This is a genomic window from Nonomuraea sp. NPDC049625, from assembly GCF_040675285.1.
Lineage (GTDB): Bacteria > Actinomycetota > Actinomycetes > Streptosporangiales > Streptosporangiaceae > Nonomuraea > Nonomuraea angiospora_A.
The window spans coordinates 926,165-952,535 of record NZ_JBFAOQ010000002.1 but is presented as its reverse complement, the minus strand read 5'-3'; the positions used below and the strand labels follow the sequence as shown (position 1 = coordinate 952,535).

Here is a 26,371-nt window from a genome sequence, read left to right as displayed (position 1 = left end):
GGCAGCCGGCGAAATTGTCGCCGGCCCGCGTTATGGTGACGGTCATGCGCTTCGGGGTGCTGGGGCCGCTCGCGGTGTGGCGGGACGACGGCGGCGCCGTCGCGGTGCCGGGTCTGAAGGTCCGGGCCCTGCTGGCGGCCCTGCTGACGCACCACGGGCGGCCGGTGCCCGCCGACCTGCTCATCGATCACCTGTGGGGCGACGATCCGCCGGGCAACGCGCCGGGCGCGTTGTCGGCGAAGGCCTCCTACCTACGCCGGGCCTTGGAGGAGGCCGAGCCGGGTGGGCGGGCGCTCGTCGTGTCCCCACCGCCGGGCTATCTGCTCCGCGTCGACGCCGACGCGGTGGACGCCCACCGGTTCGAGAGCCTCACCGCCGAGGCCCGCGAGACGGCCGACCCGCGGGCCAAGGCCGAGCTGCTGTCCGGCGCGCTGGCCCTCTGGCGGGGCCCGGCCTACATCGACTTCGCCGACGAGGCGTTCGCACGCACCACGATCGCGCGCCTGGAGGAGCAGCGTCTCACCGCCATGGAGGACCTGGCCGAGGCCCGGCTCACGCTCGGCATGCACGCCGCGGTCGCGGGCGAGCTCGGCGAGTTGCTGGCCCGCCACCCGCTGCGGGAGCGGCCTCGCGCCCTGCACATGCTCGCCCTCTACCGGGCCGGGCGACAGGGCGAGGCCCTGAGCAGCTACGAGGAGTCGCGGGCCCATCTTGCCGAGGAGCTCGGTGTGGACCCAGGTCCCGCCCTGGCCGGGCTGCACCGTTCGATCCTGGCTCATGACCCGGGCCTCCACGCGCCGCTCGGCCCCGCGCCGGCGACCAACCTGCCCAATGCCATCACCGACCTGATCGGCCGCGACGACGCGGTCGCCGAGGTGCGCGCGCTGCTGCGACAACACCGGCTGGTGACGCTCACCGGTTCGGGTGGGGTGGGCAAGACCCGGCTCTCGATCGACGTCGCCGCCCCGATGGCCGAGACGATGGCCGACGGCGCGTGGCTCGTCGAGCTGGGCGCGTTGCGGCCCGGCCTGCCTGATGCGATGGGGTCGCTCACCGACCTGGTGATGGCGGTCCTGGACATCCACGACGGCGGCGCCGGACCGCGGGAAGCTCCCGCCGACCGGCTCGCCCGAGCCCTGCGCGCCAGGCGGCTGCTGCTGGTGCTGGACAACTGCGAGCACGTGATCGAGCCGGTCGCGGAGCTCGCCGGCCTCCTGCTGCGCGCCGTGCCCGGACTGCGTGTCCTGGCGACCAGCCGGGAGCCGCTCGGCCTGGCGGGTGAGGTGGTCTGGCCCGTGCCGGCGCTGGAGGTGCCCGGCCCCGGCGACGACACCGACCCGGCGACGTTGGGGCGGTTCAGCGCGGTGCGGCTGTTCGTGGCGCGTACGGCCGCCGCAGCGCACGGGTTCGCCCTCGCCCCGGACAACGCGGAGGCCGTCGCGGTGCTGTGCCGCAGGCTGGACGGCATCCCCCTGGCATTGGAGCTGGCCGCCACCCGTGTGCGCACGCTGGGGATGCACGGCCTGCTTGCCAGGCTCGACGATCGGTTCCGGCTGCTGACGACGGGACACCGAGGTGCTCCGCCACGACAGCAGACACTCATGGCGATGATCGACTGGAGCTGGCAGTTGCTCACCGAGGCCGAGCGCACGGTGCTGCGCCGCCTGGCCGTCCACGCCGACGGGTGCACCATGGAGGCCGCCCAGGCGGTCTGCGCGGACGACGGCGTGCATCCCGACGAGGTGCTCGACATCCTGGCGCGCCTGGTGGACCGGTCGCTCGTGGTCGTGTCCGACCGCCGCCACGACGATCCCCGCTACCGGCTCCTGGAGTCGGTGGCCGTCTACTGCACCGAACGCATGCACGAGGCCGGCGAGCTCCAGCAGATCAGGCGGCGCCACCGCACCCACTACACCCAGCTGGCCGAGCTGGCCGAACCCCATCTCTACGGCCCCGATCAGCGGCGCTGGCTGCAGCGGCTGGACGCCGAGGCAGCCAATCTGCACGACGCGCTCGACGACGCGGCCCGGCAGGGCGAGGCCGACCTCGCGCTGCGCCTGGCCAACGCGCTGGCCTGGTACTGGTTCCTGCGCGGCCGCCTGGCAGAAGCAGGGCGGTCGTTCCAGGCGGCGCTGGACGCCCGGGGTGAGGCGCCCCGGGCCGCCCGGGCCAGGGCCATGGCCTGGCACACCGGCATGTCGTTCCTGCGGGGTGAGATCGCCGGCTGGCCGGCCCGGCACGAGGCGGTGTTGAATGCCTTCGAAGGGGTGGCGGACGAGCCGGGGCAGGCCAGGGCCGAGTGGTTCCTCGCGTTCGCCGAGGTCGACCTCGGCGATGTGGCTGCCACCGGGGAGTTGATCGACCGGGCTCTGACCACGTTCCGCGCCGTCGACGATCAGTGGGGAGTGGCGGCCGCGCTCAGCCTGCGGGCCAAACACGCGCACGTGAAAAGCGACTCCGCCGCGCTCGAGCGTGACGGCGCGCGGAGCGCGGCGCTGTTCCGACGGCTCGGTGACCGGTGGGGGCTGCTGCAGGCCACCGAGTGGCTCGGCGCCCACGCCGTTCTGATCGGCGACTACGAGCGGGCGACCCGCCTGCACCGAGACGGGCTGCGCATGGCCGGAGAGCTCGGGCTCTGGCCCGAGTTCTCCGGGCGCCTGTCCTGGCTGGGCTGGATCGCCATGGAATGTGGCGACTATCCGTCGGCGCGTGAGCACTGCGAGCGGGGGCTTCGGCTCGCCACGGAGCAGGGCTCCCCCCTCGGCGCCGTGTTCGCGGAGATGGGGCTCGCCTTCTCCGCTCGCCGGGAGGGCGACCTGGACGCGGCCGAGGCCCACTTGCTGCACCTGATGGACGCCGCCCGGCACCACACCGGACCAGGACGCCCTCTGTATGCGCCGAGCGTCCTTGTCGAACTCGGCTATGTCGAGGAGCTGCGCGGCAACCCCGCAGGCGCCATGGCCCGGCACATGGAAGCGTTCGCCATCGCACGAGACCTGAGCGCGGGAGCGGACATCGCGCAGGCGCTGTCCGGCCTCGCGGGCGCCTGCGCACTCGACGGCCACCCTCACGAGGCCGCCCAACTGCTCGGAGCAGCCGCCGCGGCCCGCGAGTCGATCCCGAAGGCGGTCACGCCTGCCCAACAGGGCGACCTGGACAGGATCGCCTTCGCGGCCCGTGCCGCACTCGGCGAGGAGGCGTACGCCGCGGCGTTCGCACACGGCCGCATGCTCCGCCCCGACGAGGCCCGCGCCCTCCTTGATCGACCCGGACGATTCGTGACAGCTTCGCCACCCCCCGGTGGTCAGCCCTTGATCGCCCCCACCAGCCCGTTGACGAAGTAGCGCTGCAGAAGCAGGAAGAGCGCGATCACCGGGAGCACCGTGATCAGGGAGGCGGCCATGACCTCGTTGTAGCGCGGCACCTCGCTGGAGATGAGCGACTCCAGCCCCAGCGGCAGCGTGAACCGCGACCGGTCCGAGAGTGACACCCGCGTCAGCACGTATTCGTTCCACGTCGGCACCGCCGTCAGCACGGCAACGGTGATGTGCGCCGGCTTGGCGAGCGGCAGATACACCGACCAGAAGATCCGCGCCTCTCCCGCGCCGTCCGACCTGGCGGCCTCGCGCAGCTCGCGTGGGATGGAACCGTAGCTGCTGGTCAGCAGCAGCACCGTCAGCGGCGCGGTGCCGTTGACGAAGGGGAGCACCAGCCCCAGATGGGTGCCCAGCAGGCCGAGGTTCTTCTCCAGGATCACCACCGGCAGCAGCACCGTGATGCCGGGCACGAACAGGAGCGCCACGAAGAACCAGTACAGGAAGCGGCGGCCGGGGAAATCCAGGACGGCGAAGGCGTAGGAGGCCAGGCTGTAGACCACCAGCACGCCGATCACGGTCATCGCCGTGACCTGGAGGCTGTTGAGGAAGTAGTCCAGGAAGTGCAGCCGGCCCCACGTGGCGATGAGGGTGTCCAGCGTGGGCTCGCGCGGCAGCAGGTTGTGTTCGAGGACCTCGCCGCGGGCCTTGAAGGCGCCCGACACCATCCACAGGAACGGATACATGCTGATCAGCGCATAGACGATCAGCCCGGCACAGGCGAAACGCTTCACTGGGCCCTCCGGAGCAGGCGCGCGTTGGCCAGGGTCAGCAGGACGGCTCCCGCGAACAGCAGCCAGCCCAGCGCGCTCGCGTGGCCGAGCGAGGGCGCCAGGCCCTTCATGAAGGCCAGCCGGTACGCCATCAGCCCCAGCACGTCGGTGTGCCCGCCGGGCCCGCCGTTGGTCGCGATCAGGAAGATCTGGAAACCGTGCAGCGTGTCGCGGACGCCCAGCAGCACGATGGCCATGGTGATGGGCCTCAGCAGCGGCCAGATGACGCGCCGCAGCACGTGCCAGGAGCCGGCGCCGTCGATCTGCGCCGCCTCGACGAGGCTGCGGTCGATGGCCTGCAGCCCGCTGAGGTAGAGCAGCGTGGCCACCGGCACGCTCGACCACACCAGGATGACGATCAACGTCGGCAGCGCGGTGTCCGGGTTGCCGAGGAAGCCCTGCGGCTGCCGCAGGCTGCCCAGGCCCAGCGAGCCGAGCAGCAGGTTGAGCGCGCCGTCGGGCTCCAGCACGTAACGCCAGGCGAAGTAGACGGCGATACCGCTGGTCACGTACGGCAGGAAGTAGACGGAGCGGAGAACGCCGCGCAGGCGGGTGATGGAGTTCAGCATCACCGCGAGCGGGAGGGAGACGGCCACGGTCAGCAGCGGCACGGCGACCATGACCTGCGCCGTGTTCCCCGCGGCCCGGCGCAGGTCGCCGGTGAGCGACGGGTCCGCGTACAGAAGGTCGGCGTAGTTCCCCAGCCCGGCCCAGCGCCACTCGGGGGTGAAGCCGTTCCATTTGGCGAAGCTCAGCAGGAACCCGCTGACGATCGTGTAGGCGCCCATCAGCAGGAACAACGCGACAGCGGGCGCTACGAAGGCCCATCCGATCAGCCGGCGCCGCCACCGCGCGGGGGGCTGCTCGCGCAGCCGCCGCGCGGGGAGCTCGACGGAGGTCGTGCTCACTTGGTGGACTTCCACATCGACGCCATGATCTTGTCCAGCTCAGTGCCCGCCTGCTGTGGGCCGACCTCCCCCAGCGGCGTCAGCCGTACGGTCAGGTCACCCGGCTTGACCTGGTCCCAGTCGGAGGGGAAGAAGCTGTCGTCGGCCGCCTCGTAGCTGCTTTCCGGCGGCCCGGTGAAGTACTTCTGGAGCGCGGCCAGGTCCTTGCCGAGCAGCGACTCCGCCTGCGTGCCCAGGTCCGTGGAGGGCAGGTCGAGGGACTCCTTGGCCACCATGCCCGCACCCTCGGGCGAGGTCACCCAGTCGATCCACTTGACGGCGGCCTCGCGGTTGCGCGTCGTGGCCGTCACGCCGAGCCCGGTCAGCGCCAGCGGCGCCATCGAGATCTGCTTGTGCGTGCCCTCGGCCGACGCCGGAATGGGGAAGGCGAGCACCTTGTCGGGGCTCATCCCGTTCTGTGCGAGGAAGGCCAGCGTGAACGTGCCGCCCACGTCGAAGGCCGACTTGCCTTGCGCGAAGGCGATGTCGGCCTCGTCGATGCCGAGCGTCGTGGCGCCGGGCATCCAGTACGGCGTCAGCCTGGCATACGTCTCCAGCGTCCTGACGCCGTCCGGCGAGGCAAAGCCCTGTGTGGTGCCCTTGCCGAACAGCGCCTGGAAACGCTCCTTGCCGAGGTAGGCGAAGGCCAGCGGCTGATAGATCCAGTTGAAGCCGGTCTGGGAGATCTTCAGCCCCAGCGACAGCCCGCCCTGGCTCTTACCGGTCGTGGCCTCCAGCGCCTTCAGGAACTCCTCCCACGACTTCGGCGGGGTGTCCAGATCGAGCCCGGCCGCCCGGAGCTTGTCCTTGTTGGCGTAGACGATGCCGAAGGCGCCCGCCGTGAACGGCACGGAGAAGCGCTGACCGGCCTTGCCGTTCTTGATGGGCGAGTCGGCGGCCACCGAGTCGATCTTCTTCTGCGTCAGCACGCCGCTCTCACGCGTGGAGGGCAGCAGGCGCTGCTTCCACGCGTCGGTGACATCGGCCGCCAGGTCCTGCAGCAAGCCCGACGAGCCCATCTCGAAGTCCTCGCCGGACGCATGCACCTCCAGCACGTCCGGCAGGCCGTTGGTCTGCGCGGCGCTCTGGACCTTGCTGACGAACACGTCGTCGGGGGTCACCGCCTCGACCGTGACGCTGATGCCCGTCTTGGCCTTGAACTGCGCCGCCGCCTTGTTCAACGCGTCGGCGTGCGACTTCTTGAACGTCCACATCCGCAGCGACTGCCCGGCTTGCCCCTGCCCGCCTCCGCCGCCGCTCGAGCAGGCGGCGAGTCCCATCACGAGCGCCACGGCCAGACCGAGCGCGCGCTTGCCCACCGTTGTCATCGGTCTTCCCTTCCCGTACGGCTAGCGCACGCTCTCGAACTTCTCGACCCAGTACCGCGTGCGGTCCAGGTAGGCCGTCTCGGCGGCCCTGCCCTGCTTGCCGTAGGCGCCCTGGAAGGTCTGGTAGCCGTGACCGGGCGGCGGGGTGCGGTCGGCGGGCTCGATGACCGAGCCCTCGTGCCACTCGTTGAAGGAGGTGACCGACACCCAGGTCGGCGAGCCACCGATGGCCGGGTCCAGGGCGTTGGTCCACTGCCGGTCATAAGCGGCGCCGTTGTCGCGGGCGACCGTCGGCGTGGTGTTGCCGGGTACGGCGCGGTCGTCGATGTAGCCGGGGGCCACCGAGGGCGCCCAGATCAGCCCGTGCGCCTTGGCGTACTCGCCGGCCTGCTTCCAGCCGGGTGCGGTGGCCCCCGCGATGCCGTCGTAGGTGTACATGCCGTCGAAGTGCGCGATCTTGGTGGTGTCGGTGGTCTGAGCGAGGATGATGTCGTCCTGGTCGACCTCGTCCAGCGCGGACCAGTCGGCGACCTGAAGGCTCCAGAACACGTAGAAGACGTTGTCGAAGGCCGGGTGCGAGCCGTACTGCCGGTGCAGGTAGCGGATGTCCTCGACGGTGGAGGCGGCTGTGCGGCCCTCGTACGGCTCCAGGTGCCAGGCGACCTTGACGCCCCGCCTGGCCGCGGCGTCCATGACGCGGCGGGCCAGGCCGTCCTCGTAACTGCCCTGGCCCCACCAGCTGTAGACGATCACTCCGGCGCCGGTCCGCGCGATCCACTTCATGTGCTGGGCCAGGACCCGGGAGTCGCCGGAGTCATAGGCGCCCAGGGCGGGGTAGAGGTCGGCGCCGACATCCTCCGGCGGGGTGTGGCCGCCCTGCTGCCAGTGACGCCACTCGCCGCTTCCAGCGGGCGTGCCGTACCAGGGGTAGTAGAACAGGTGCACGTTGCTCGACAGGTTCGCTGCGGCGGCCGGCGCCACCTGCGGCGACCAGGCCAGGGCCGCCAGGATGAGGACAAGGGCGAGATTCCGACGTTTTGCGATCACGGCGTCCTTTCGGGGGGAGAAGGATGCTCCAGGCGCGCGCAAATCGTTAAGATCTCTCGAAATCTACACGTAACGATTGCGGTGTCAAGAGTTCGCCCTCAGGCGGATTGACGCCGTACGAGGCGCGCGGGCACGACCAGCTCGGTGGACGGCTCGTCGATGGCCTCGCGCAGCCGTTCCAGCAGCCGCACGGCCGTGGCCTGGCCTATCTCGCGGGCCGGGTTGGCCATGGTGGTCAGGCCGGGTGAGACCATGCCGGCGGCGTCGATGTCGTCGAAGCCCATCACGGCCAGGTCTTCGGGGACGCGCAGGCCCCGTCGAGCCGCCTCGTCCAGGGCCCCGATCGCCATGACGTCGTTCGCGCACAGGAGGGCGTCAGGCGGCTCGGCCAGCTCCAGCAGCCGCGCCACACCCTCGGCGCCGCCCGCGCGGCTGAAGTGGGTGTGGGCCACGAGGGCCTGGTCGGCCGGCGCGCCGGCCTCGGCGAGGGCCGCGCGGTAACCGGCCACGCGCTCGGCCGCCGGGCCTTCGGCGGCCGGGCCGCACACGAAGACGATCCTGCGGTAGCCACAGCCGAGCAGGTAGCGGGTGGCCTCGGCCCCGCCCCCCTCGTCGTCGCTGTGCACCAGGTCCACTCCGTGCTGGACGAGCCTGCCGCCCAGCCGGACCACCGGGATGCCGGCCTCGATGACCGGCAGCAGGTCCTCGGCGTGGGTGTGGAACACGGCGAAGGCCAGCCCGTCGACCTGGCGGGCGATCATGTGCTCGATCGCGGCCTGCTCGGTGCGCCGGACGCCGTCGGTGTTGCTGATGATCTGGTCGTAGCCCTCCGGGCCGAGCACGTCCTGAAGGCCGCGGGCCAGCGCCGGGTAGAAGGGGTTGGTGATGTCGGGAATGATCAGCCCGATGGTCTGGCTGCGGCTGGTGCGCAGTCCTCGGGCCAGGACGTTGGGCCGGTAACCGAGCTCCTCGATGGCTTGCAGCACGCGCTGCCGCGTCTCCTCCGCCACCGGGCGGCGGCGGTTGAGCGTGTGGGACACGGTCGTCGCGCTCACCCCCGCCAGCTCGGCGACCCGCCGGATGCTCGGCCGCTCGCCTCGGAGCGCGCGCGAGTGCTCCTCGGGGACCGGCGGAGCGTGGTGTGCCGCCGGCGCCCGATGGTGCAGGAGGCTCTCGAACGCGCCGCCCAGGACCGCGTACGTCTCCTCCAGCATGCGCACGCCTCGCGCGACGGCCTCGGCGGGTGGCACCCGTTCGGCCGCCTCCAGCAGGATCGACTCCCACACCTGCCGCAGGGGCCCGAGCGCGGCGACGGCCAGGATCCGCGGCCTGAGGTCGCCGCCCGCCTCCTCCACCAGGGCCTCGGCCAGCGCGCGCTCGCGCGCCGCGAACAGCTCCCGGCCGTAGGCGCGCAGCGTCTCGCTGTCGCGGTGGATCCGGCCGAACAGCGCCAGGTCACCGGCCGGCTCGGCACGCAGCAGCCGGCTCAGCGCGACCAGCACCTGCCCGCCGGGCGGGCGCTGCCGCACGACCTCGGCGGGGTCGCCGGCCAGCAGCGGCTCGTGCTCGAAGAACAGCTGCTCCTTGGTGGGGAAGTGGTTGAACACGGTCTTGGCCGACACGTCGGCCGCCTCCGCGACCTCGTTGACCGTGACCGCGTCGAACCCCCGCAGGGCGAACAGGCGCAGCGCCGCCTCCGCCATGGCGCGCCGGGTCTCGGCCTTCTTCCGCTCACGGCGGCCCTGCGGCTGCTGGATCAGCATGCGGTGATATTACATCGGCATAATCCTTTCAGCCGCTGAACTTTTAACGCCAGAGCGCATCCAGCCCTCCGTCGGGCCGGCCCGGGTCTCCTCCATCGAGCTCGTCACGGCAGCACGTGCCTCGCGGTGAAGCCCAGCACCCGCTCGGCGGCGCGCAGGTCGACCGGAACGGCGCGGCCGGGCAGCGGCGCCCGCCGCTCGCTGCCGGGGTGGAACGCGGCCAGCAGTTCCTCGGTCGGCTCGGACATCAGCGTGTCGGGCGCGGCGACGGCGAGCACGTGGTGGCCCTCGATCGGGCGCGTGACCGCCAGCCAGGCCGCCCGCGCGGCGTCCCGGACGTCCAGGTAGCACCACAACTCCCTGGCTCCGGCGGCCCGGTCGGCGGCCCACTCCTCCGCCGTGCGCCGGAGCTTGTCCTCCGGCCCGCCCAGCCGGGGGAAGCGCAGCGCGACGGTCGTCATCCCATGCCGGCGGCTCATCATGGCCGCCGTGAGCTCGTCCGTCTGCTTGGACAGCCCGTACGGGTCCTCGACCTGCAACGGGATGTCCTCGTCGACGGGCACGTAGGCCGGGTGCAGCACTCGGTCCGCCCAGGCCAGCCCCAGGGCCGACATGCTGCTGGCGATGGCGGCACGCCGCACGCCCGCCCGACCGGCCTCCTCCAGCACCACGAACGTGGCCCTGGTGTTACCGCAGAACACCTCCTCCGGCGTGCCCAGCACGGGCGCGGGGAGCGCGGCGAGGTGGATCACGGCGTCCACGTCGTCCAGCGCCTTCCGCACGATCTCCGGATCGCCCGCGCTGCCCACCACCATGCGATCGAGCGGCAGGCCGCCGGGACCGCGCAGGTCCAGGCCCGTCACCGCCACCTGATGGCGCGCGAGGAGATCGAGGGCGGCCCGGCCGACGTGTCCTGCCGCCCCCGTCACCAGCACCCGCCGTGGAAAGTCGGTCATGTACTCCCCAACGTGCAAACCGATTTGTGAGACGCAGCATGACGGACGAGGCCAGGAGCGTCAAGGTGGGTATAGCGACTGTAAGTTTCGCGTCAAGGAAGCGGATTCCGCCCGCCTGGCCCGAGGACAGCACCCAGTGCGGCGACTCCGAAGTCGGCGGTAGGGAGCCCGCCGCAACTCTCCGTTCGGCGGCCAGGCGGACGTGGGGACGATTTAATGCCACGGAGCCGACCGGCGCAAGACGGTGGAGCGCTCCAGGCTCAAAATTGCGGATAACTGTTGATTTTTTACGGATCTTCATCGCCATCAACCATTCATCGACGGAAATGACAGCTCCTTGACAGGCACATTACGGCGAGGTAAGCATCTCTATTAAGCCCATTTGTCGGAAAATCTCACTGCCAAAACGTCAAGCGCAACCTGGGGCAGCACCCCCAGCCCTACCAGCAAAGCGCGGTCGGCGCGCGCCTTGCCTGACGTCCCCCCGGTCAGGAAAGGAAGCCCATGTCTGCGTGGTCGAGGCTGCTCGTCGCGGCGTCGCTGGTGCTCACCAGCGCGGCGGCGATGGACATCCCTCCCGGCGACTATCAGCAGGTCCAGCTGGCCCTCGGGCCGGCCGAGCTAGGCGAGGCCATGTCGCTCGCGGTCCTGCCCGACAGGTCGGTCCTGCACACCGCCCGCGACGGCACGGTCCGCCACACCGATGCCTCCGGCGCCACCAAGGTGGCGGGCAAGCTCGATGTCTACACCCACGACGAGGAGGGGTTACAGGGCATCGCCGTCGATCCCGGCTTCGCCACCAACCGCCTCGTCTACCTGTACTACTCCCCCAAGCTGAGCACTCCCGCCGGGGACGCCCCCGTGACCGGCACCGAGGCCGACTTCGCGCCCTGGAAGGGCCACCTCAACCTGTCGCGCTTCACCCTCAAGGCCGACAACACCCTCGACCTGGCCGGCGAGAAGGTCGTGCTCGAGGTGCCCAACGACCGAGGCCAGTGCTGCCACGTCGGCGGCGACATCGACTTCGACGGCGCCGGCAACCTCTACCTCACCACCGGCGACGACACCAACCCCTTCGAGTCCAGCGGCTACTCCCCGCTCGACGAGCGCACCGACCGCAACCCGCAGTTCGACGCGCAGCGCTCCTCGGGCAACACCAACGACCTGCGCGGCAAGCTGCTGCGCATCAAGCCGCAGCCGGACGGGACCTACACCATCCCGGCGGGCAACCTCTTCCCGCCCGGCACCGCCAGGACCCGGCCCGAGATCTACGCCATGGGGTTCCGCAACCCCTTCCGCATGTCGGTGGACAAGCCGACGGGCACGGTCTACCTGGGCGACTACGGCCCGGACGCGGGCGCCGCCGACTCCAACCGGGGCCCCGGCGGCCAGGTGGAGTTCGACCGCATCACCGCCCCGGGCAATTACGGCTGGCCGTACTGCACCGGGACGAACACCACCGCCGAGACCTACAACGAGTACACCTTCCCCAGCGGCCCGGCCGGCGCCAGGTACAACTGCGCGGGCGGGCCCGCGAACAACTCCTTCCGCAACACCGGGCTCGCCACGCTGCCGGCGGCCAGTCCGAGCTGGATCAAGTACGGCGACGCCGGCGCGCCGCCCGAGTTCGGCGGCGGCTCCGAGTCGCCCATGGGCGGCGACGTCTACCGCTACGACGCGAGCTCGACCTCGACGGTCAAGTTCCCGCAGTCCCTCGACGGCCGCTACTTCGCCATGGAGTTCGGCCGCCAGTGGATCAAGGCGATCGAGGTCAAGAGCGACGGCACACCCGGCGTGATCGAGGACTTCCCCTGGGACGGCACGCAGATCATCGACTCGGAGTTCGGCCCGGACGGCGCCCTGTACGTGCTGGACTACGGCACCGGCGGCGGCAACCAGGCGCTGTACCGGATCGAGTACCTCGCCGGCGCCAACCGCAACCCCGTCGCCAAGGCCGCGGCCGACAAGACCTCCGGGCAGGCGCCGCTGACCGTGGCCTTCTCCTCGGCCGGCAGTTCCGACCCCGAGGGCGGCGCGCTCACCTATTCGTGGAACTTCGGCGACGGCGCCACCTCCACGCAGGCCAATCCGACCCACGCCTACAGCGCCAACGGCACCTTCCGGCCGACCCTGACCGTACGTGACCCGCAGGGCCTGAGCGGGACCGCCAGCCTGGTGATCACGGTCGGCAACACCGCGCCCACCGTGACGTTGACCACCCCGGTCGACGGCCAGCTCTTCTCCTACGGCCAGGCCGTGACCTTCAAGGTCACCGTCACCGACCCCGAGGACGGCACCGTGGACTGCGCCGGCGTCAAGGTGACGTACCTGGTGGGCCACGACAGCCACACCCATGCGATCACCTCCAGGAACGGCTGCGAGGGATCGATCACCATCCCGGCGGACGGCGAGCACGACGCGGCGGCCAACCTCTACGGCGTCTTCGACGCCGAGTACACCGACAAGGGCGGGCTGACCGGCCACGGCCTCCGCACGCTGCAGCCGGTGCACCGGCAGGCCGAGCACTTCGGCGCCCAGCAGGGCATCCAGGTCGCCAACCACGGCGGGGCCGAGGGCGGCGCGACCGTCGGCTTCACCGACAACGGCGACTGGATCTCCTTCGAGCCCTACCTGCTGGCCGGGGCCACCAGGGTGACCGCCCGGGTCTCCTCCGGCGGCCCCGGCGGCACGGTCGAGGTGCGGGCGGGCTCCTCGACCGGGACGCTGCTGGGCACCCTCACCGTGTCCAACACCGGAGGCTGGGACTCCTTCACCGACGTCTCCGCCGCTCTGAGCAACGCCCCCAGCGGCACGACAAAGCTGTTCCTGGTCTTCAAGGGCGTGTCGGGGCAGGGCAACCTGTTCGATGTGGACGCCTTCACCTTCACCACCGGAGCGCCGCCCGGCACCACGGTCGAGGGCGAGTCGTACACCTCCGGCTCCGGGGTGCAGATCGCCAGCCACACGCCGGCCAGCGGCGGCCAGACCCTCGGCTACATCGAGAACGGCGACTGGGCAGGCTACTCCGGCGTCACCACCACCGGCGCCAAGACCTTCTCCGCCCGCGTCTCCTCCGCCGGGTCAGGCGGCACCATCCAGATCCGCTCGGGATCGGCCACCGGCACCCTGCTCGGCTCGGTCACCGTACCCACCACCGGAGGCTGGGAGACCTTCCAGAACGTCTCCACCACCCTGACCGGCACCGCCACCGGACCGCTCTTCCTGGCCTTCACCGGCGGCAGCGGCTTCCTCTTCGACATCGACACCTTCACGATCACCAGGTAGGCGGCGATGATTCACAAACTCCTCGGCCTCGTACTCGTCGCGGCGAGCCTAACCGCCGCCCCCTCGGACCCGGCCTACCAGGTGCTGGTCTTCTCCAAGACCGCCGGCTTCCGCCATGACGCGATCCCGGCGGGCATCCAGGCCATCCGCGATCTCGGCGGCGGCAACAACTTCACCGTGACAGCCACCGAGGACGGCGGAGCCTTCACCGGCGCCAACCTCGCGGGTTACAAGGCCGTCGTCTTCCTCAACACCACCGGCGACGTGCTCAACGACACCCAGCAGGCCGCCTTCCAGTCCTACGTCGACTCCGGCGGCGGATACGTGGGCGTGCACGCCGCCGCCGACACCGAGTACGACTGGCCGTACTACGAGAAGCTGGCCGGCGCCTACTTCAAGAGCCACCCCGCGATCCAGCAGGCCACCGTACGCACCGAGAACCGCGCGCACCCGGCGACCGCCCACCTCGGTCCCACCTGGACGCGTACCGACGAGTGGTACAACTACCGCACCAACCCGCGCTCCTCCGTACGCGTGCTGCAGAACCTCAACGAGAGCACCTACAGCGGCGGCGACATGGGCGACCACCCCATCACGTGGTGCCACCCGCAGGGCCAGGGGCGCGCCTTCTACACCGGGCTCGGCCACACCATGGAGTCGTACGCCGATCCCGCCTTCCGTAACGTGCTCCTCGGCGGCATCCGGTACGCGGCCGGGGTCGCCAAGGCCGACTGCCGGCCGGAGACCGGCTACACCACGCTGTACGACGGCTCCACCAGCGGCTGGTCCCAGGCCGGCCCGGGCAGCTTCGCCAACGCCGACGCCACCCTGACCTCGCAGGGCGGGATGGGGCTGCTGTGGCACAGCGCCAAGGAGTTCGGCTCGTACTCGCTGAAGCTGGACTGGAAGCTGACCGGCGACGGCAACTCCGGGATCTTCGTCGGTTTCCCCGCCTCGTCCGATCCGCAGTCGGCCATCGACAACGGCTACGAGGTGCAGATCGAGCCACCGACACCCCGGACCGCACGACCGGGGCGATCTACGGCTTCAAGGCCGCCGACCAGGCCGCCCGCGACGCCGCGCTGAACCCGCCCGGCGAGTGGAACACCTACGAGCTGCTGGTGGAGGGCGAGCGGCTGCAGGTCCTCCTGAACGGCGTGAAGATCAACGACTTCACCAACACCGACCCGCGGCGCTCGCTGCTCCAGGGGTACGTCGGCATCCAGAACCACAGCGCCTCGGACCAGGTGGCCTTCCGCAACATCCGGATCAAGGAGCTGGGCGGGAGCAGCGTCACGGTCGAGGGCGAGGCGTACACCTCCGGCTCCGGGGTGCAGATCGCGAACCACACCCCGGCCAGCGGCGGCCAGACACTCGGCTACATCGAGAACGGCGACTGGGCAGGCTACTCCGGCGTCACCACCACCGGCGCCAAGACCTTCTCCGCCCGCGTCTCCTCCGCCGGGGCAGGCGGCACCATCCAGATCCGCTCGGGATCGGCCACCGGCACCCTGCTCGGCTCGGTCACCGTACCGAACACCGGAGGCTGGGAGACCTTCCAGAACGTCTCCACCACCCTGACCGGCACCGCCACCGGACCGCTCTTCCTGGCCTTCACCGGCGGCAGCGGCTTCCTCTTCGACGTCGACACCTTCACCCTGACGAGCTCGACGAACGGCGGCACGGCGCTGTCGGACAAGGTGCACATCTTCTACTACCCCTGGTACGGCTCGCCGCAGGTCAGCGGCAGCTGGCGGCACTGGCCGCAGGGCGGGCACACCCCGCCCGACGACGTCGGCGCGGACCTGTACCCCGCTTTGAGCGCCTACGACTCCGGCGACTTCGCCGGCGCGGTGCCCCAGCACATGAAGTGGATCAAACAGGCCGGCGTCGGTGTGCTGGTGCTCAGCTGGTGGGGCCGCGGCAGCTATGAGGACAACCTCGCCAGAGGCGTCATGGACGCCGCGGCGAAGGAAGGGCTCAAGGTGGCCTGGCACCTGGAGCCCTACTCCGGCCGCACCGCCGCCTCCACCGTGGAGGACATCCGCTACATCAACCAGACCTACGGCTCGCATCCGGCCTTCCGCAACGCCTTCTACGTCTTCGAGAGCCTGCGCATCACCGACTGGTCGGCCCTGAGCCAGGTCAACCAGAGCAACGTCATCCTCGCCCAGACCACCGACACCACGAAGATCGCGAACTTCAACGGCATGTACACCTACGACGCGATCGCCGGCGCCACGGCGCCCGGCTGGCAGCAGGCCGCGGACTACGCACGCCAGCGCGGCCTGGTGTGGGCCCCGTCGGTGGGCCCTGGCTACATCGACGACCGCGCGGTGCCCGGCAACACCACGCCCACCCTCTCCAGGGACAACGGAGCCACCTACGACAAGGAGTGGTCCAACGCCCTCCAGACCAACCCCACCTGGGTGTCGATCACGTCCTTCAACGAGTGGCACGAGGGCAGCGTGATCGAGCCGGCGGTCGTGCGGACGGGGTACCAGAGCTTCGAGGGCGCCTACGGGCGCACCGGCGCCTCGGCTCAGACCGCCTATCTGGACCGCACGGCCTACTGGGTCAACCGGTTCGCGAACGCCGGCTGACGACCGGACCCCGCCCGCCGCCCGGCACGGGCCGGTCGGCGGGCGGGCGTCAGTCGAATGCCGTCAGCTGTCGCTCACGCGCCGCGCTCAGGTGTCCTCGCGTCGCCGCCTCGGCCGCGTCCGGGTCCCCGGCCCCGATGGCCGCGGCGATGCGTTGATGCTCCTCGATCGTCGTGCCGGCGTGGGCGTAGGGGAAGTATCTCCGGTGCAGGTGAAGGTGGACGTGCAGGCGCTCGAGGCCGTCGCGGAGCAGGGGGTTGCCCGACGCCTCGGCGATGAGATCGTGGAAGCGGGCGTCGTGGGCGGTGAAGGCCGCGTGCCAGCGCCAGCCCTCGGGGTCGTCCGGCTCCTGCGCGATCGAGGTGGCCGCCTCCGCGATGATCGACTCGCGTTGCGCTGAGGTGGCCCGCTCGGCGGCCCACCGCGCGGTGGCGCACTCCAGCAGCAGCCGCATCTCGAACAGGTGGTTGAACTCGGCGCGCGTGAGCAGCGGGGTGACCGTGTAGCCCACGAGGGGGCGCTTGCGGACCAGCCCGTCGGACTCCAGTCGAGCCAGGGCCTCGCGAATCGGCGTCTGGGACACCTCGAGCTCGCGGGCCAGCGCGTCGATGTTGACGCGGTCGTCGGGCTGCATGCTGTGCTCGAGAATGCGCGCCCTGAGCACGTCGTAGACGTCGTCGCCGAGCGTCGACCGCCTGAGCCGGATCGGTTCGGTGGATGCCATCGGGCCCAATCCTCCCACGGAGTCGACGTGTCGCCGGAAGGTCAAGTCTTGACGTCCCGACGGAACAGGAACTATACCTCCATGAAACATCCTATAGGATCTATGATCCCGAGAGGCGTAGTCATGAATCAACGATCACTGATCCGGCTCGGCGGGCTGGCTGCCGCCCTCGTGCTCGCCGCCACCGCCACCGCCGGTTGCACGAGGAAGAGCGACGACACGACGCCGGCCGGCGCGTCCACCCGGACGCCCGACCAGGTCAAGATCGCCCTGGTCCCCGGCGGGGCACATCCCTACTTCCAGCCGTGGAAGGACGCCGCCACCAAGGCGAAGAGCGATCTCGGCGTCGGCGACGTCACCTTCAACGAGACCTCCGACTGGGACCAGACCAAGCAGAACGACGTGCTGAAGTCCCTCGCCGCGCAGGGCTACAACGCCTTCGGCGTCTTCGGCGTTTCCCCGGAGAACATCAACGCCACCTTCGAGGACCTCAAGCGGCAGGGCTTCCCGGTCGCCTCGCTGGCGTCCTGCCCGGCCGGCGAGGTCGACAAGGCGGACTTCTGCCTGTCCACCGACGTGCAGCTGGCCGCCTACAAGGCGGCGCAGGCCGCGATCGAGGCCATGGGCGGTCAGGGCGACCTCGTGCACCTGACCGGCAACAAGGTGGATTCCAACACCCAGCGCCGCATCGCGGGGGTGCAGAAGGCGGTCGATGAGACCGGCGGGAAGGTGAAGCTCCTGCAGACCGTGACCGACGTGGACAAGGACCTGCAGACGGCCCAGAAGGCCGTCGCCGACCTCCTCGCCGCCAAGGGTGACCAGATCCAGGGCATCGTCAACACCGCCTACAACCCCGCGGTGGCCTCCGCGGAGGGCGTCGAGCGGTCCAAGCTGCCGATCAAGGTCGTCGCGATCGACGACGACAAGACCATCCTCGCCGGTCTCAGGGACGGCTCGGTCGCCGCGACCGTGCTGCAGAACCCGGTCGGCCAGGCGTCCGTCGGCTCGTACGCGCTGATGAAGCTCGCGGGCGGCTGCACGATGGCGCAACCGGGAGTGATCGTCGACTCCGGTTCCTTCGTCGTGACCAAGGACGACATCGACACCTACGACACGGACCGCCAGGCGAAGACGGACGAGCTGAAGAAGGCGTTCGACAGCCGGTACCTGTCCTGCAAGTAATCCCACGAGCCCCAGGAGGAGCCTCCCTTGCCCGCGATCACTCACGCCGAGGCATATCTTGTCGACCTGGAGGTCGAGACCGTCCGCACGGACGCCGTCCAGTCGTTCATCAAGCAGGAGACCGTCTTCGTCGAGATCCGGACCGACGACGGCGGCACCGGCACCGGTTACACGTACACGATCGGCACCGGTGGCACCTCCGTGCTCGCCCTGCTGCGCGACTACCTGCTGCCCAGGCTGGCGGGCGCGGACGCCCGCCGGGTGGAGGCCGTGTGGCACGACCTGTTCGTCGCGACCCGGGCGACCACGGTCGGCGCGATCACCTCCCTGGCCCTCGCCGCCGTCGACACGGCCCTGTGGGACTGGCGGTGCCGCGACGCCGGCCAGCCGCTGTGGGTCCTCGCGGGTGGCGCGAAGGACCGCATCCCGCTGTACGACACCGAGGGCGGCTGGCTGCACCTCACCACCGAGGAGCTCATCGCCGGCGCCAAGGCCAGCCGGTCCGCGGGCTGGCCCGGCGTGAAGCTCAAGATCGGCCGCTCCCCCGTCGAGGACGCGGAACGGCTGGCCGCCGTCCGAGCGGCGGTCGGGCCCGACTTCGACCTCATGCTCGACGCCAACCAGTCGCTCACCCCCGCGGAGGCCGTCAGGCGGGCCCGGCTCCTCGAACCGTCCGACCCCTACTGGTTCGAGGAACCGCTGCCGGGCGATGACGTCGCCGGACACCAGGCACTGGCCGCGGCCTCCTCGATCCCCGTCGCGGTGGGCGAGTCGCTCTACTCCGTGGCGCAGTTCCGCGAGTACCTGCACCGGCAGGCGGCCGGCATCGTGCAGGTGGACGTGGCACGCATCGGCGGCATCACGCCCTGGCTCAAGGTCGCGCACCTGGCCGAGGCGTACAACGTGCCGGTTTGTCCGCACTTCCTCATGGAGCTGCACGTGAGCCTCTGCTGTGCGGTCCCGAACAGCCGCTACCTGGAGCACATCCCCCAGCTCAGGGCGATCACCCGGCAGGAGATCGGGATCGCCGACGGGCACGCTCTGGCGCCGGCCTCCCCCGGGCTCGGCATCGAGTGGGACCGCGACGCGATCGACGACCGGAGAGTCGCGTGAGCACGCGGACCGCGACGCCGCCGGAGATCCCCGCGGCGGGTCCGCGCGAGCCCTCGAGGATGCCACTCTGGGCGAACCCGCGCCTCGGGCTGCTCATCCTGCTGATCGCCCTGGTCGCGATCTTCACCGTGCTGCGGCCGGCGTTCATGGACACCACGCTCACGCTCGTGCCGCTGCAGTCGGACATCAGCGTGTACGCGGTGGTCGGCCTCTCCCAGCTGGCGGTCCTGTCGCTGGGGCACATGAACATGGCCGTCGGCCGGATGGCGGCGATGAGCGCGTTCGCCATGGGCCTCGCCTACGACCGGCTCGGCGTGTCGCTGCTCGTCGGCCTGGCGATCGGGCTGATCGTGGGCACGTTGCTCGGCGCGCTGGCCGGGCTGATCATCTCGCGTACCGGCGTCAACTCGTTCGTGGTCACGCTGGCGATGGACTTCGCCCTGGTGGGGCTCATCACCATCCTCTACACCAGGTTCACCGACGGCGTCGCCTTCAGCAGCCGGCCCGCCGGCATGGACGCGCTGCGCAACGACACGTTCGCCGACTACTGCATGGGCGACCTGTGCGGCCCGTACATCCCACTCGTCGCGCCACTCGCCCTCGTCGCGGTGCTGGCGGTGGGCCTGCTGTTCCGCTTCGGCAGGCTGGGCCGGGAGATCCTGATGACCGGCGCCAACGAGAAGGCGGCCGAGCTGTCCGGCATCCCCGTCCGGAGCCGGGTGGTGCAGGCCCACGCGCTCAGCGGGCTGCTGGCCGGGCTGGCCGGCTTCCTGCTCGCCGCGAACAACGGCGCGTTCTCGGCGCGCATCGGCGACGCGTTCCTGCTGCCTTCCTTCCTCGGCCCGGTACTCGGCGGCACGCTGCTGGCCGGCGGCGCCGTCAGCGTGCTCGGCACGGTGCTGGGCGCGACGCTCACCCAGGTCATCTACAAGGGCCTGAACCTGCTGCAGTTCCAGCTCGACCAGCTCAATCTCTACATCGGCCTGGTGCTGCTCGGCGCGCTGTCGCTCGATCGGGTGCGCCACGTCGCCGCGGAACGAAGGAGGGCACGGGCATGAGCACCGGCACCACGACCGCCGTCCGCGCCGGACTCGGCGGGCGGCTCAAGGATGTCACCGCCCGGCCGGAGTTCACCCTCGCGGTGCTCGCGGCCGCCGGTTTCGTCGCGCTCGCCGTCGCCACGGACGGCAACCTGCTCTCGCGCGGCACGCTGGACGCGTTCTTCCGCTTTCTCGCCGTCCCGATCGTGATCGGGCTCTCCCAGATGGTCGTGCTGGCCATCGGCCAGATGAACCTGTCGGTCGGCACCCTCACGGGCCTGTGCGCCATGGTCGCGGCGTGGCTCATGCTCGAAGCCGGGCTGCCCGCCCCGCTGGCCGTGCTGGGCGCGCTCGGGGTCGGTCTCGCCGCCGGCCTGGTCAACGGGCTGCTCGTCGTGTTCACCCGGATCAACGGGTTCATCGTGACCCTCGCCACCATGACGATCATCGAGGGGCTGCGGTACGGGGTCAACGGCCCCGACACCTTCCAGGGGTACTCGCCATGGCTGCGCGGCCTCGGCACCGCCTCGATGCTCGGGCTACCGGTCGTCCTCGTCCTCGCCCTGGTGGTGGCCGCCCTGGTGGCCCTGTTCTTCGGCCGCGCGGTCGTGGGCCGGCAGTTGCTGGCGACCGGCGGCAGCCCGTTCGCCGCGCGGCTCTCCGGCATCTCCAACGATCGGTCGATCGTCATCGCGCACGGGCTCAGCGGCCTGCTCGCCGGCGTCGCCGCCGTCATCACGGTCGCCGCCTCCGGCTCCGTCAACTCCAGCATCGGCGACGATCTGCTGCTGCAGAGCTTCGCCGCGCCGATCATCGGCGGGGTGGCGCTCGCCGGCGGGGTGGTCAGCGTCGCCGGCACCTGCCTCGCGGCGTTCCTGGTGCGGCTGGTGGACGTCATGCAGGCGCAGTTCGGCATCAACCCGCGCTGGATCGACCTGATCGTCGGCGCGGTCGTCCTCGGTGCGGTGCTGCTCGGCGCCGTACGCCAGAAGCTGTCGAAGGGGTCGTCATGATGCTCACCGCCGAGAACCTGGTGAAGACGTTCCCGGGAGTCCGCGCGCTGGACAGGGCCACCCTGCGGCTCGCCGCGGGCAGCGTGCACGCCCTGCTGGGCGAGAACGGCGCCGGCAAGAGCACACTCATCAAGATCCTCACCGGTGTGCACAGGCCGGACGGCGGGCGGGTCGCGCTCGGCGACGCCGAGCTGCACCTGAACGGGCCACTCGACGCCCAGCGGGCCGGCATCGGCGTGGTGCACCAGGAGCGCAACCTGATCCCCGAGTTCTCCATCGCCGAGAACATCCTGCTCCACCACCTGCCGCGGCGCTTCGGTCTCGTCGACCGGGCGCGGATGCGTGCCGAGGCCCGCCGCTGCCTCGACCTGCTCGACCTGGACCTCGACCCGGGCACCCCGGTCTCCCGGCTTTCCGTGGCGCAGGCGCAGCTGGTCGAGATCGCCAAGGCGCTGAGCGTCGACAGCAAGGTGCTCCTGCTCGACGAGCCGACCGCGTCGCTCACCGGGGACGAGGCCGACCGGCTCTACGGGATCGTACGCAAGCTGCGCGACAGCGGACACGCCGTCGTGCTGGTGAGCCACAAGCTGGAGGAGGTGTTCGCGGTCGCGGACACGGTCACCGTGCTGCGCGACGGGCGCAGCGTGGCCGAGGCCGAGCCGCTCGCCGGCTACACGCAGGACCAGATCGTCGACCTCATGGTCGGGCGGGCGTACTCCTCGGTCCGCCTCGCCGAGCGGCACGTCGACCCGGTGACGCCGCCGGCCCTGCGGCTGGACAAGGTGTGCACCGCGCGGGGCCACCGCGACGTCTCCCTGTCGGTGCGCCCGGGAGAGATCCTCGGACTGTACGGCCTGGTCGGGGCCGGCCGCAGCGAACTGGCCAAGGCGCTACTCGGGCTCGACCGGATCACGTCGGGAACCGTGGAGGTGCGGGGCCGTCCGGTGCGCATCCGCGATGTGGGCGAGGCGCTCCGCGGCCACCGCATCGGCTACGTGACCGAGAACCGTAAGGAGGAGGGCCTCTTCCTCGACCAGCCGATCACCCGCAACGTCGGCGTCACAGTCTGGCGGCGCCTGGCCAGGGCCGGGCTGGTGACCGATCGGGCGGAACGTCGCCTGGTGACCCGGTACGTCGACCGGCTGGGCATCCGGATCTCGTCGCCGTCCCAGCTCGCGGGCCAGCTCTCCGGCGGCAACCAGCAGAAGGTGAGCCTCGCGAAGTGGCTCGCCGCCGAATGCGAGATTCTCATCGTGGACGAGCCGACGGTCGGCATCGACGTACGTACCAAGGCGGCGTTCCACGAGCTGATCGCCGAGCTGGCCGGAGCGGGGCTGGCGCTGCTGCTGATCTCCTCGGACCTGCCGGAGATCGTCACTCTCGCCGACCGGATCGCGGTGATGAACGACTTCAGCCTCAGCGGCGAGCTGGTCAACGACCACGACTACGCCCGGATGAGCCAGGCGATCATCCGGTTGATCCACGCCGAACGGGTACCCGAGGGGCAGGTGCCTCAAGCCTTGTAGGACGACGCCCTCGCCCTAGTGTCCTGAGCCAGCAATTCGTCGCGTGTTGTCGGCTATGGGGCGTGCGGGACGAACCCCAGCCACGGCAATGTGCAGGGTCACGGCAAACCCGAAGTGGTCGGCCGGGTCAGTGTGAAGATGGTCAGGCTGATGGGCCGGTCCCGAGCCCTGCCCATCAATGCAGCCCAGAGGCATCCCGATCCGGTCAGTTGGTTTTCAAGAAGGGGTTGCATCTTGCCCGTCGCCACGTAACGTCCCGAGCAGCGACCCTCGCCATGGGAGGAGAGATCGGCATGTCCGACGATGAGGCACAGCGCGTTTTCCAGGTGGTCGACTCGTTCGAGCCCGGCAAGTTCGTGCAGTTGCTGGCGGAGGACGCCAGGATGGTGTTCGGCAATGCCGAGCCCATGGTGGGACGCAACGCCATCGCAGAGGGGCTGCGGACATTCTTCGCGACCATCGCGGGCCTCGCGCACAGGCTCGTCAGAACGTGGCAGGTCGACGCCGACACCATCGCCGAGACCGAGGTGACATACCGGCGGCTCGACGGCAAGGACGTCAGCGTCGTGGCCGTGTCGATCTGGCATACCCGCGACGACGGTCTGATCTCGGACTACCGCGTCTTCGTCGACCTGGCGCCCGTCTATGCGGCGTAGAGCCACGTCTACTACGGCGTCGGTACTGATGGAGGTCGCCTATTCAACAGTCGTGAGACCTGCCGCTGACCTTCCGTGTCCCCCGGCGGCGTCGCGGCTCCAGGCTCCACCGCCTTCCCTGAGAAGACGGGCGCTGCTTGCTGGGGTCCCCGTAGCTCCGGCCGGAAATCCAACGGAACGGCGTTGCTGCTAGGACTGGCCGGCTGCGCGCAGCCGGGTGGCCAGGGCCAGCCCCGCGGCGACGAGGTGGGGCCAGCCGACCAGTCCAAGGACGGTGGAGCAGTCGTGCGGCGCAGAGGTCGCAAGCTGGGCGATCGGTTCGAAGAGCGCGAAGACGAGCAGCACGACTGAGAGGACCGGCCCCGCCACGCCGCCCCCGAGCACCGCGCCGATCGCGGCCATGCTGATCAGGATGCCCGAGCCCGTGGCTCTGGACAGGTGGCCGGCGACCTCCGCCCACGGACCTTCGAGCTGCGCGAAGCAGCCGGGGAGGCTGCCGGAGTAGGTGGAGATGAGCACCGCCAGTGCGATCCTGGCGAATGGGATGAGCACGATCCCCGTCCAGCAGACCGCCCGCAGCCGGGGCATGGGCGCCCGCCGTTCCCCGCGCGCCAGCAGGAGGGCTACGACCACGACCGCCTGGCATGAGAGTGACGTCCAGGGGGAGAGTTGCGGGCCGCACGGGGTCGTGTAAGGGATGACGAGCGTGGGCGAGTTGATCGCCAGCGACACCGTCGCGGTGATCGCGCCGAGCACCGGAAACCGTCGTGGTGCCCAGATGGCGAGCAACGCCAGCACCGCCGGCAGCACTGGGACCGTCCACAAGGCGGTGTCCCAGATCGCCACGCGCAACGGGGTCGGCTCGGGCCACGTGGCCGGAGCCCAGCCGCAGAAGGTGCCGGGATGCAGGGAGTACAGGAGGCTCGGCGCGGCTGCGGCCAGGATGGCCAAGAGACGGAACATCGGCTAGATCCGGTCGAGCAGGCGAGCGCGGGAGGTCGATGCCAGCACCCCCGCGATCAGGTACGGCCAGTCGAACAGCTCCAGAGGGCTGGAGCAGTTGTGCGGCGCGTTGGACAGGAGCCAGGCGGCGGGCTGGAGCAGTGCGGGCACCAGCAGCACCAGGCCACAGAGCGGTGCAGCCCGGTACCCGGAGAGCACGGCACCGATCGCGGCGATCGAGACCCAGTAGTAGAGGGCGTGGGCGGTGTCGAGGTGGTAGAAGGCCAGCGCCCATGTCCCCTTCATGTCCGCGTAGCAGCCGAAGTCGCCGGTGGGGGTGTTCCTGGCCAGGGTCTGGCCGAGCGCGAGCAGCACGACCGCGCTCCAGATGACCGCCCGTGGCCATGGCACCCGCTGCTCCGGGCGGGTCCGCAGGAGAGCGACGACGGCGATCGCCTGGCAGGCCAGTATGGAGCCGAACTGCGGGCCGAAGCCGCCGGTTCCAGAGACCACGAGGGTCGACACGGTGAGCACCAACGCCAAGGCCGCCGCGATCGCGCCGACCTTGGGAAGCCATCGCGGCGCCCAGAGCGCGAGGAACGCCAGCAGGACCGGCAGGTAGTCGGTGGCGTAGCCGTAGGCCACCCCGATCGCGAGCTCCAGCGGATCCGGTTGTGGCGGCTCGTGGCCGAACCAGCCGAAGCTGCGGAGCATCAGGATGGATAAGAAGGTCGGCGCGGTGGCCGCCAGGATGGCCAGGACACGGAACATCGGCAGCCTCTCGCGCGAAGGTGATCGGCGGAGAGCGTACCGGACCGCTACGACAAGATGATCTCGAAAGGGACGTGCCCTGCTCGCCATGGTGGGTCGGCCAGGATTGGCGATACTCGTGCAGACCCTGACCTGTGCCCGGCCCGAAGAGCGGTGTACTCGTCCAGCAGGGGCGCGCCTGGCCGAGCGGTTTCACCGTCGCACGGCGTAGCGGCGACCACCCTCCTTTTGAGTATCCCTTACTCATGCGGCGCCGCGCGGTGCAAAAGCACAGTCGAGACATGAGAGCCTTCCTCGCAGCGGCGCTGCTGGCCACCGGGCTGGCGGCCACCGCCGCGCCCGCCCACGCGCAGCGGGCCGACTGCGCCTTCGCCGACAACCCCGTCCGCACCGAGCCCTGGTTCAAGAAGCACAAACCCGAGCTGACCGAAGGCCAGCGCAAGGCGGCGATCGTCCTCATGGAGGGCTTCGCGTCCAACGCCATCCGCTGCCTGGTCAACGCCGAGCGTGCCCGCATTGGCGTCGCGCCCCTGGAGGACAGCTACCGCCTGTACAAGGCGGCCGACGAGCACGTGCAGGCAGCCAGGCTGCTCAAGTGGTGGATCGACCGGCCGGAGGACCCGAAGAACAAGCAGTGGCACATCAACCCGGTGACGCACTCCGACGTCGGCGTCCGGGCCAGGGCGGCCGGCTACTGCCCGTCCGGCACCTGGCAGGTCAAGGAGAACGTCTTCTCGGGCTGGGACGGCACCGCCACGCCGCGCGCGGCCGTCCGCTGGTGGATGAACAGCGACGAACACCGAGCCGCCATTCTCGACCCGGCCATGAAGCAGACCGGCATCTCGGTCAGGTACGGCAAGGCCCGCCCGGGCCTGTTCACCGACGTGGCCATGCTCACAACAGAGGTGTTCGGCTCCTGCCGTTGAGGTTGAGCACCAGGCTGTCGTTCGCCTGCACACACAGCGCCAGGGCGTCGGTCGCCGCCTGATTCCTCGTGCGTTCCAGGCCACCTGCCACCACGGCCGACCGCACCGCCACCTCGACGCCCGCCGCGGCACCTGACCCCTGAAGGTCTCACTCATGGCATGCGTGCGTGGACTGCGTGGTCGCGGTCGCCGCACTTTCCAGCCTGCTCAACGCCGTTCTGCTTCGGGGACGAGCTCTCCAATGGTTCACCAGGTGAACGCCGTGTGCGCGAAGGTCAGGCTGCCGACAGCGGCTCGGCAATGCTCTTTGCCGGCGTTGGGGCTCTCTGGAAGAGGCGGTCAACTTGCCCCACGCGAAAGGAAGATCATCTCGCTTTGACCTGCTAGACAAGGCCGCCAACC

The 26,371-nt window shown here is 70.5% G+C and carries 19 protein-coding genes and 1 pseudogene; 11 read left to right on the top strand and 9 right to left on the bottom strand.

The window, feature by feature from the left end:
• Nucleotides 1-44: 44 nt before the first annotated feature.
• Nucleotides 45-3,344 (top strand): BTAD domain-containing putative transcriptional regulator, encoded by a 3,300-nt coding sequence (locus AB0J87_RS11795; protein ID WP_363964439.1) that lies wholly within the window; start codon nucleotides 45-47, stop codon nucleotides 3,342-3,344.
• Here the strand turns inward: AB0J87_RS11795 and AB0J87_RS11790 are convergent.
• The 6 genes from AB0J87_RS11790 to AB0J87_RS11765 all read right to left on the bottom strand — a co-directional run bounded on the left by AB0J87_RS11790 (nucleotide 3,305) and on the right by AB0J87_RS11765 (nucleotide 10,188).
• Nucleotides 3,305-4,108: a carbohydrate ABC transporter permease gene (locus AB0J87_RS11790; protein ID WP_363964437.1), complete on the bottom strand. Its 804-nt coding sequence runs from the start codon at nucleotides 4,106-4,108 to the stop codon at nucleotides 3,305-3,307. The genes AB0J87_RS11795 and AB0J87_RS11790 overlap by 40 nt on opposite strands.
• Nucleotides 4,105-5,055, bottom strand: coding sequence for a sugar ABC transporter permease (locus AB0J87_RS11785; RefSeq protein ID WP_363964436.1), 951 nt, complete (start codon nucleotides 5,053-5,055; stop codon nucleotides 4,105-4,107). Before AB0J87_RS11785 ends, AB0J87_RS11790 begins: the two co-directional genes overlap by 4 nt.
• Nucleotides 5,052-6,422, bottom strand: coding sequence for an extracellular solute-binding protein (locus AB0J87_RS11780; protein ID WP_363964434.1), 1,371 nt, complete (start codon nucleotides 6,420-6,422; stop codon nucleotides 5,052-5,054). The genes AB0J87_RS11785 and AB0J87_RS11780 overlap by 4 nt, the downstream gene beginning before the upstream one ends.
• 21 nt (nucleotides 6,423-6,443) lie before the next feature.
• Complete coding sequence (locus tag AB0J87_RS11775; protein ID WP_363964432.1) at nucleotides 6,444-7,469, bottom strand: glycoside hydrolase family 99 protein; 1,026 nt, start codon at nucleotides 7,467-7,469, stop codon at nucleotides 6,444-6,446.
• A gap of 98 nt (nucleotides 7,470-7,567) precedes the next feature.
• A complete protein-coding gene (locus tag AB0J87_RS11770; protein WP_363964430.1) occupies nucleotides 7,568-9,232 on the bottom strand; it encodes a substrate-binding domain-containing protein in 1,665 nt (554 codons plus the stop codon).
• A 104-nt stretch (nucleotides 9,233-9,336) separates the two neighbouring features.
• Entirely contained in the window at nucleotides 9,337-10,188 is an 852-nt protein-coding gene (locus AB0J87_RS11765; RefSeq protein WP_363964428.1) for an NAD(P)-dependent oxidoreductase, read from the bottom strand.
• A 504-nt stretch (nucleotides 10,189-10,692) separates the two neighbouring features.
• Here AB0J87_RS11765 and AB0J87_RS11760 point away from each other — a divergent pair.
• From AB0J87_RS11760 to AB0J87_RS11750, 3 genes and pseudogenes are all read left to right on the top strand, one after another.
• Nucleotides 10,693-13,473, top strand: coding sequence for a carbohydrate-binding protein (locus AB0J87_RS11760; protein WP_363964426.1), 2,781 nt, complete (start codon nucleotides 10,693-10,695; stop codon nucleotides 13,471-13,473).
• Nucleotides 13,474-13,479: 6 nt separating this feature from the next.
• Nucleotides 13,480-15,132, top strand: a pseudogene (locus AB0J87_RS11755) (carbohydrate-binding protein); the annotation flags it as partial.
• Between the two features lie 41 nt (nucleotides 15,133-15,173).
• Entirely contained in the window at nucleotides 15,174-16,076 is a 903-nt protein-coding gene (locus tag AB0J87_RS11750; RefSeq protein WP_363965060.1) for a glycoside hydrolase family 99 protein, read from the top strand.
• Between the two features lie 49 nt (nucleotides 16,077-16,125).
• Here AB0J87_RS11750 and AB0J87_RS11745 read toward each other — a convergent pair whose 3' ends face one another.
• Nucleotides 16,126-16,800: a GntR family transcriptional regulator gene (locus AB0J87_RS11745; protein ID WP_363964424.1), complete on the bottom strand. Its 675-nt coding sequence runs from the start codon at nucleotides 16,798-16,800 to the stop codon at nucleotides 16,126-16,128.
• 123 nt (nucleotides 16,801-16,923) lie between these two features.
• Here AB0J87_RS11745 and AB0J87_RS11740 point away from each other — a divergent pair, with 123 nt between their 5' ends.
• The 6 genes from AB0J87_RS11740 (at nucleotide 16,924) to AB0J87_RS11715 (ending at nucleotide 23,330) form a co-directional block, all read left to right on the top strand.
• On the top strand, nucleotides 16,924-17,982 hold the full coding sequence (locus AB0J87_RS11740) for a sugar ABC transporter substrate-binding protein (protein ID WP_363964422.1): 1,059 nt from the start codon (nucleotides 16,924-16,926) through the stop codon (nucleotides 17,980-17,982).
• A gap of 27 nt (nucleotides 17,983-18,009) precedes the next feature.
• The gene (locus tag AB0J87_RS11735; RefSeq protein ID WP_363964420.1) at nucleotides 18,010-19,095 is read left to right on the top strand and encodes a mandelate racemase/muconate lactonizing enzyme family protein; all 1,086 of its coding nucleotides are present in this window, start codon (nucleotides 18,010-18,012) and stop codon (nucleotides 19,093-19,095) included.
• The gene (locus AB0J87_RS11730; RefSeq protein WP_363964418.1) at nucleotides 19,092-20,153 is read left to right on the top strand and encodes an ABC transporter permease; all 1,062 of its coding nucleotides are present in this window, start codon (nucleotides 19,092-19,094) and stop codon (nucleotides 20,151-20,153) included. The genes AB0J87_RS11735 and AB0J87_RS11730 overlap by 4 nt, the downstream gene beginning before the upstream one ends.
• Nucleotides 20,150-21,148: an ABC transporter permease gene (locus tag AB0J87_RS11725; RefSeq protein ID WP_363964416.1), complete on the top strand. Its 999-nt coding sequence runs from the start codon at nucleotides 20,150-20,152 to the stop codon at nucleotides 21,146-21,148. The genes AB0J87_RS11730 and AB0J87_RS11725 overlap by 4 nt, the downstream gene beginning before the upstream one ends.
• Complete coding sequence (locus AB0J87_RS11720; protein ID WP_363964414.1) at nucleotides 21,145-22,674, top strand: sugar ABC transporter ATP-binding protein; 1,530 nt, start codon at nucleotides 21,145-21,147, stop codon at nucleotides 22,672-22,674. The genes AB0J87_RS11725 and AB0J87_RS11720 overlap by 4 nt, the downstream gene beginning before the upstream one ends.
• Nucleotides 22,675-22,967: 293 nt before the next feature.
• Nucleotides 22,968-23,330 carry a nuclear transport factor 2 family protein gene (locus AB0J87_RS11715; RefSeq protein ID WP_363964412.1) on the top strand — a complete coding sequence of 121 codons (363 nt, stop codon included), beginning with the start codon at nucleotides 22,968-22,970 and terminating at the stop codon, nucleotides 23,328-23,330.
• Between the two features lie 189 nt (nucleotides 23,331-23,519).
• On the opposite strand, the gene AB0J87_RS11710 is transcribed toward AB0J87_RS11715, so the two are convergent.
• Together AB0J87_RS11710 and AB0J87_RS11705 are read right to left on the bottom strand one after the other, a co-directional pair.
• Complete coding sequence (locus tag AB0J87_RS11710; protein ID WP_363964410.1) at nucleotides 23,520-24,293, bottom strand: hypothetical protein; 774 nt, start codon at nucleotides 24,291-24,293, stop codon at nucleotides 23,520-23,522.
• A 3-nt stretch (nucleotides 24,294-24,296) separates the two neighbouring features.
• Complete coding sequence (locus tag AB0J87_RS11705) at nucleotides 24,297-25,043, bottom strand: hypothetical protein (RefSeq protein WP_363964408.1); 747 nt, start codon at nucleotides 25,041-25,043, stop codon at nucleotides 24,297-24,299.
• A 281-nt stretch (nucleotides 25,044-25,324) separates the two neighbouring features.
• Here AB0J87_RS11705 and AB0J87_RS11700 point away from each other — a divergent pair, with 281 nt between their 5' ends.
• Nucleotides 25,325-25,969, top strand: coding sequence for a CAP domain-containing protein (locus AB0J87_RS11700; RefSeq protein WP_363964406.1), 645 nt, complete (start codon nucleotides 25,325-25,327; stop codon nucleotides 25,967-25,969).
• Nucleotides 25,970-26,371: the final 402 nt, after the last annotated feature.

Excerpts from the sequence above, each read along its gene's own strand:
- AB0J87_RS11795 (WP_363964439.1), top strand. The coding sequence starts at position 45 with ATGCGCTTCGGGGTGCTGGGGCCGCTCGCGGTGTGGCGGGACGACGGC.
- AB0J87_RS11725 (WP_363964416.1), top strand. The coding sequence starts at position 20,150 with ATGAGCACCGGCACCACGACCGCCGTCCGCGCCGGACTCGGCGGGCGG.
- AB0J87_RS11715 (WP_363964412.1), top strand. The coding sequence starts at position 22,968 with ATGTCCGACGATGAGGCACAGCGCGTTTTCCAGGTGGTCGACTCGTTC.
- AB0J87_RS11700 (WP_363964406.1), top strand. The coding sequence starts at position 25,325 with ATGAGAGCCTTCCTCGCAGCGGCGCTGCTGGCCACCGGGCTGGCGGCC.
- AB0J87_RS11745 (WP_363964424.1), bottom strand. The coding sequence starts at position 16,800 with ATGGCATCCACCGAACCGATCCGGCTCAGGCGGTCGACGCTCGGCGAC.
- AB0J87_RS11780 (WP_363964434.1), bottom strand. The coding sequence starts at position 6,422 with ATGACAACGGTGGGCAAGCGCGCGCTCGGTCTGGCCGTGGCGCTCGTG.
- AB0J87_RS11765 (WP_363964428.1), bottom strand. The coding sequence starts at position 10,188 with ATGACCGACTTTCCACGGCGGGTGCTGGTGACGGGGGCGGCAGGACAC.
- AB0J87_RS11770 (WP_363964430.1), bottom strand. The coding sequence starts at position 9,232 with ATGCTGATCCAGCAGCCGCAGGGCCGCCGTGAGCGGAAGAAGGCCGAG.
- AB0J87_RS11760 (WP_363964426.1), top strand. The coding sequence starts at position 10,693 with ATGTCTGCGTGGTCGAGGCTGCTCGTCGCGGCGTCGCTGGTGCTCACC.
- AB0J87_RS11720 (WP_363964414.1), top strand. The coding sequence starts at position 21,145 with ATGATGCTCACCGCCGAGAACCTGGTGAAGACGTTCCCGGGAGTCCGC.
- AB0J87_RS11740 (WP_363964422.1), top strand. The coding sequence starts at position 16,924 with ATGAATCAACGATCACTGATCCGGCTCGGCGGGCTGGCTGCCGCCCTC.
- AB0J87_RS11705 (WP_363964408.1), bottom strand. The coding sequence starts at position 25,043 with ATGTTCCGTGTCCTGGCCATCCTGGCGGCCACCGCGCCGACCTTCTTA.
- AB0J87_RS11710 (WP_363964410.1), bottom strand. The coding sequence starts at position 24,293 with ATGTTCCGTCTCTTGGCCATCCTGGCCGCAGCCGCGCCGAGCCTCCTG.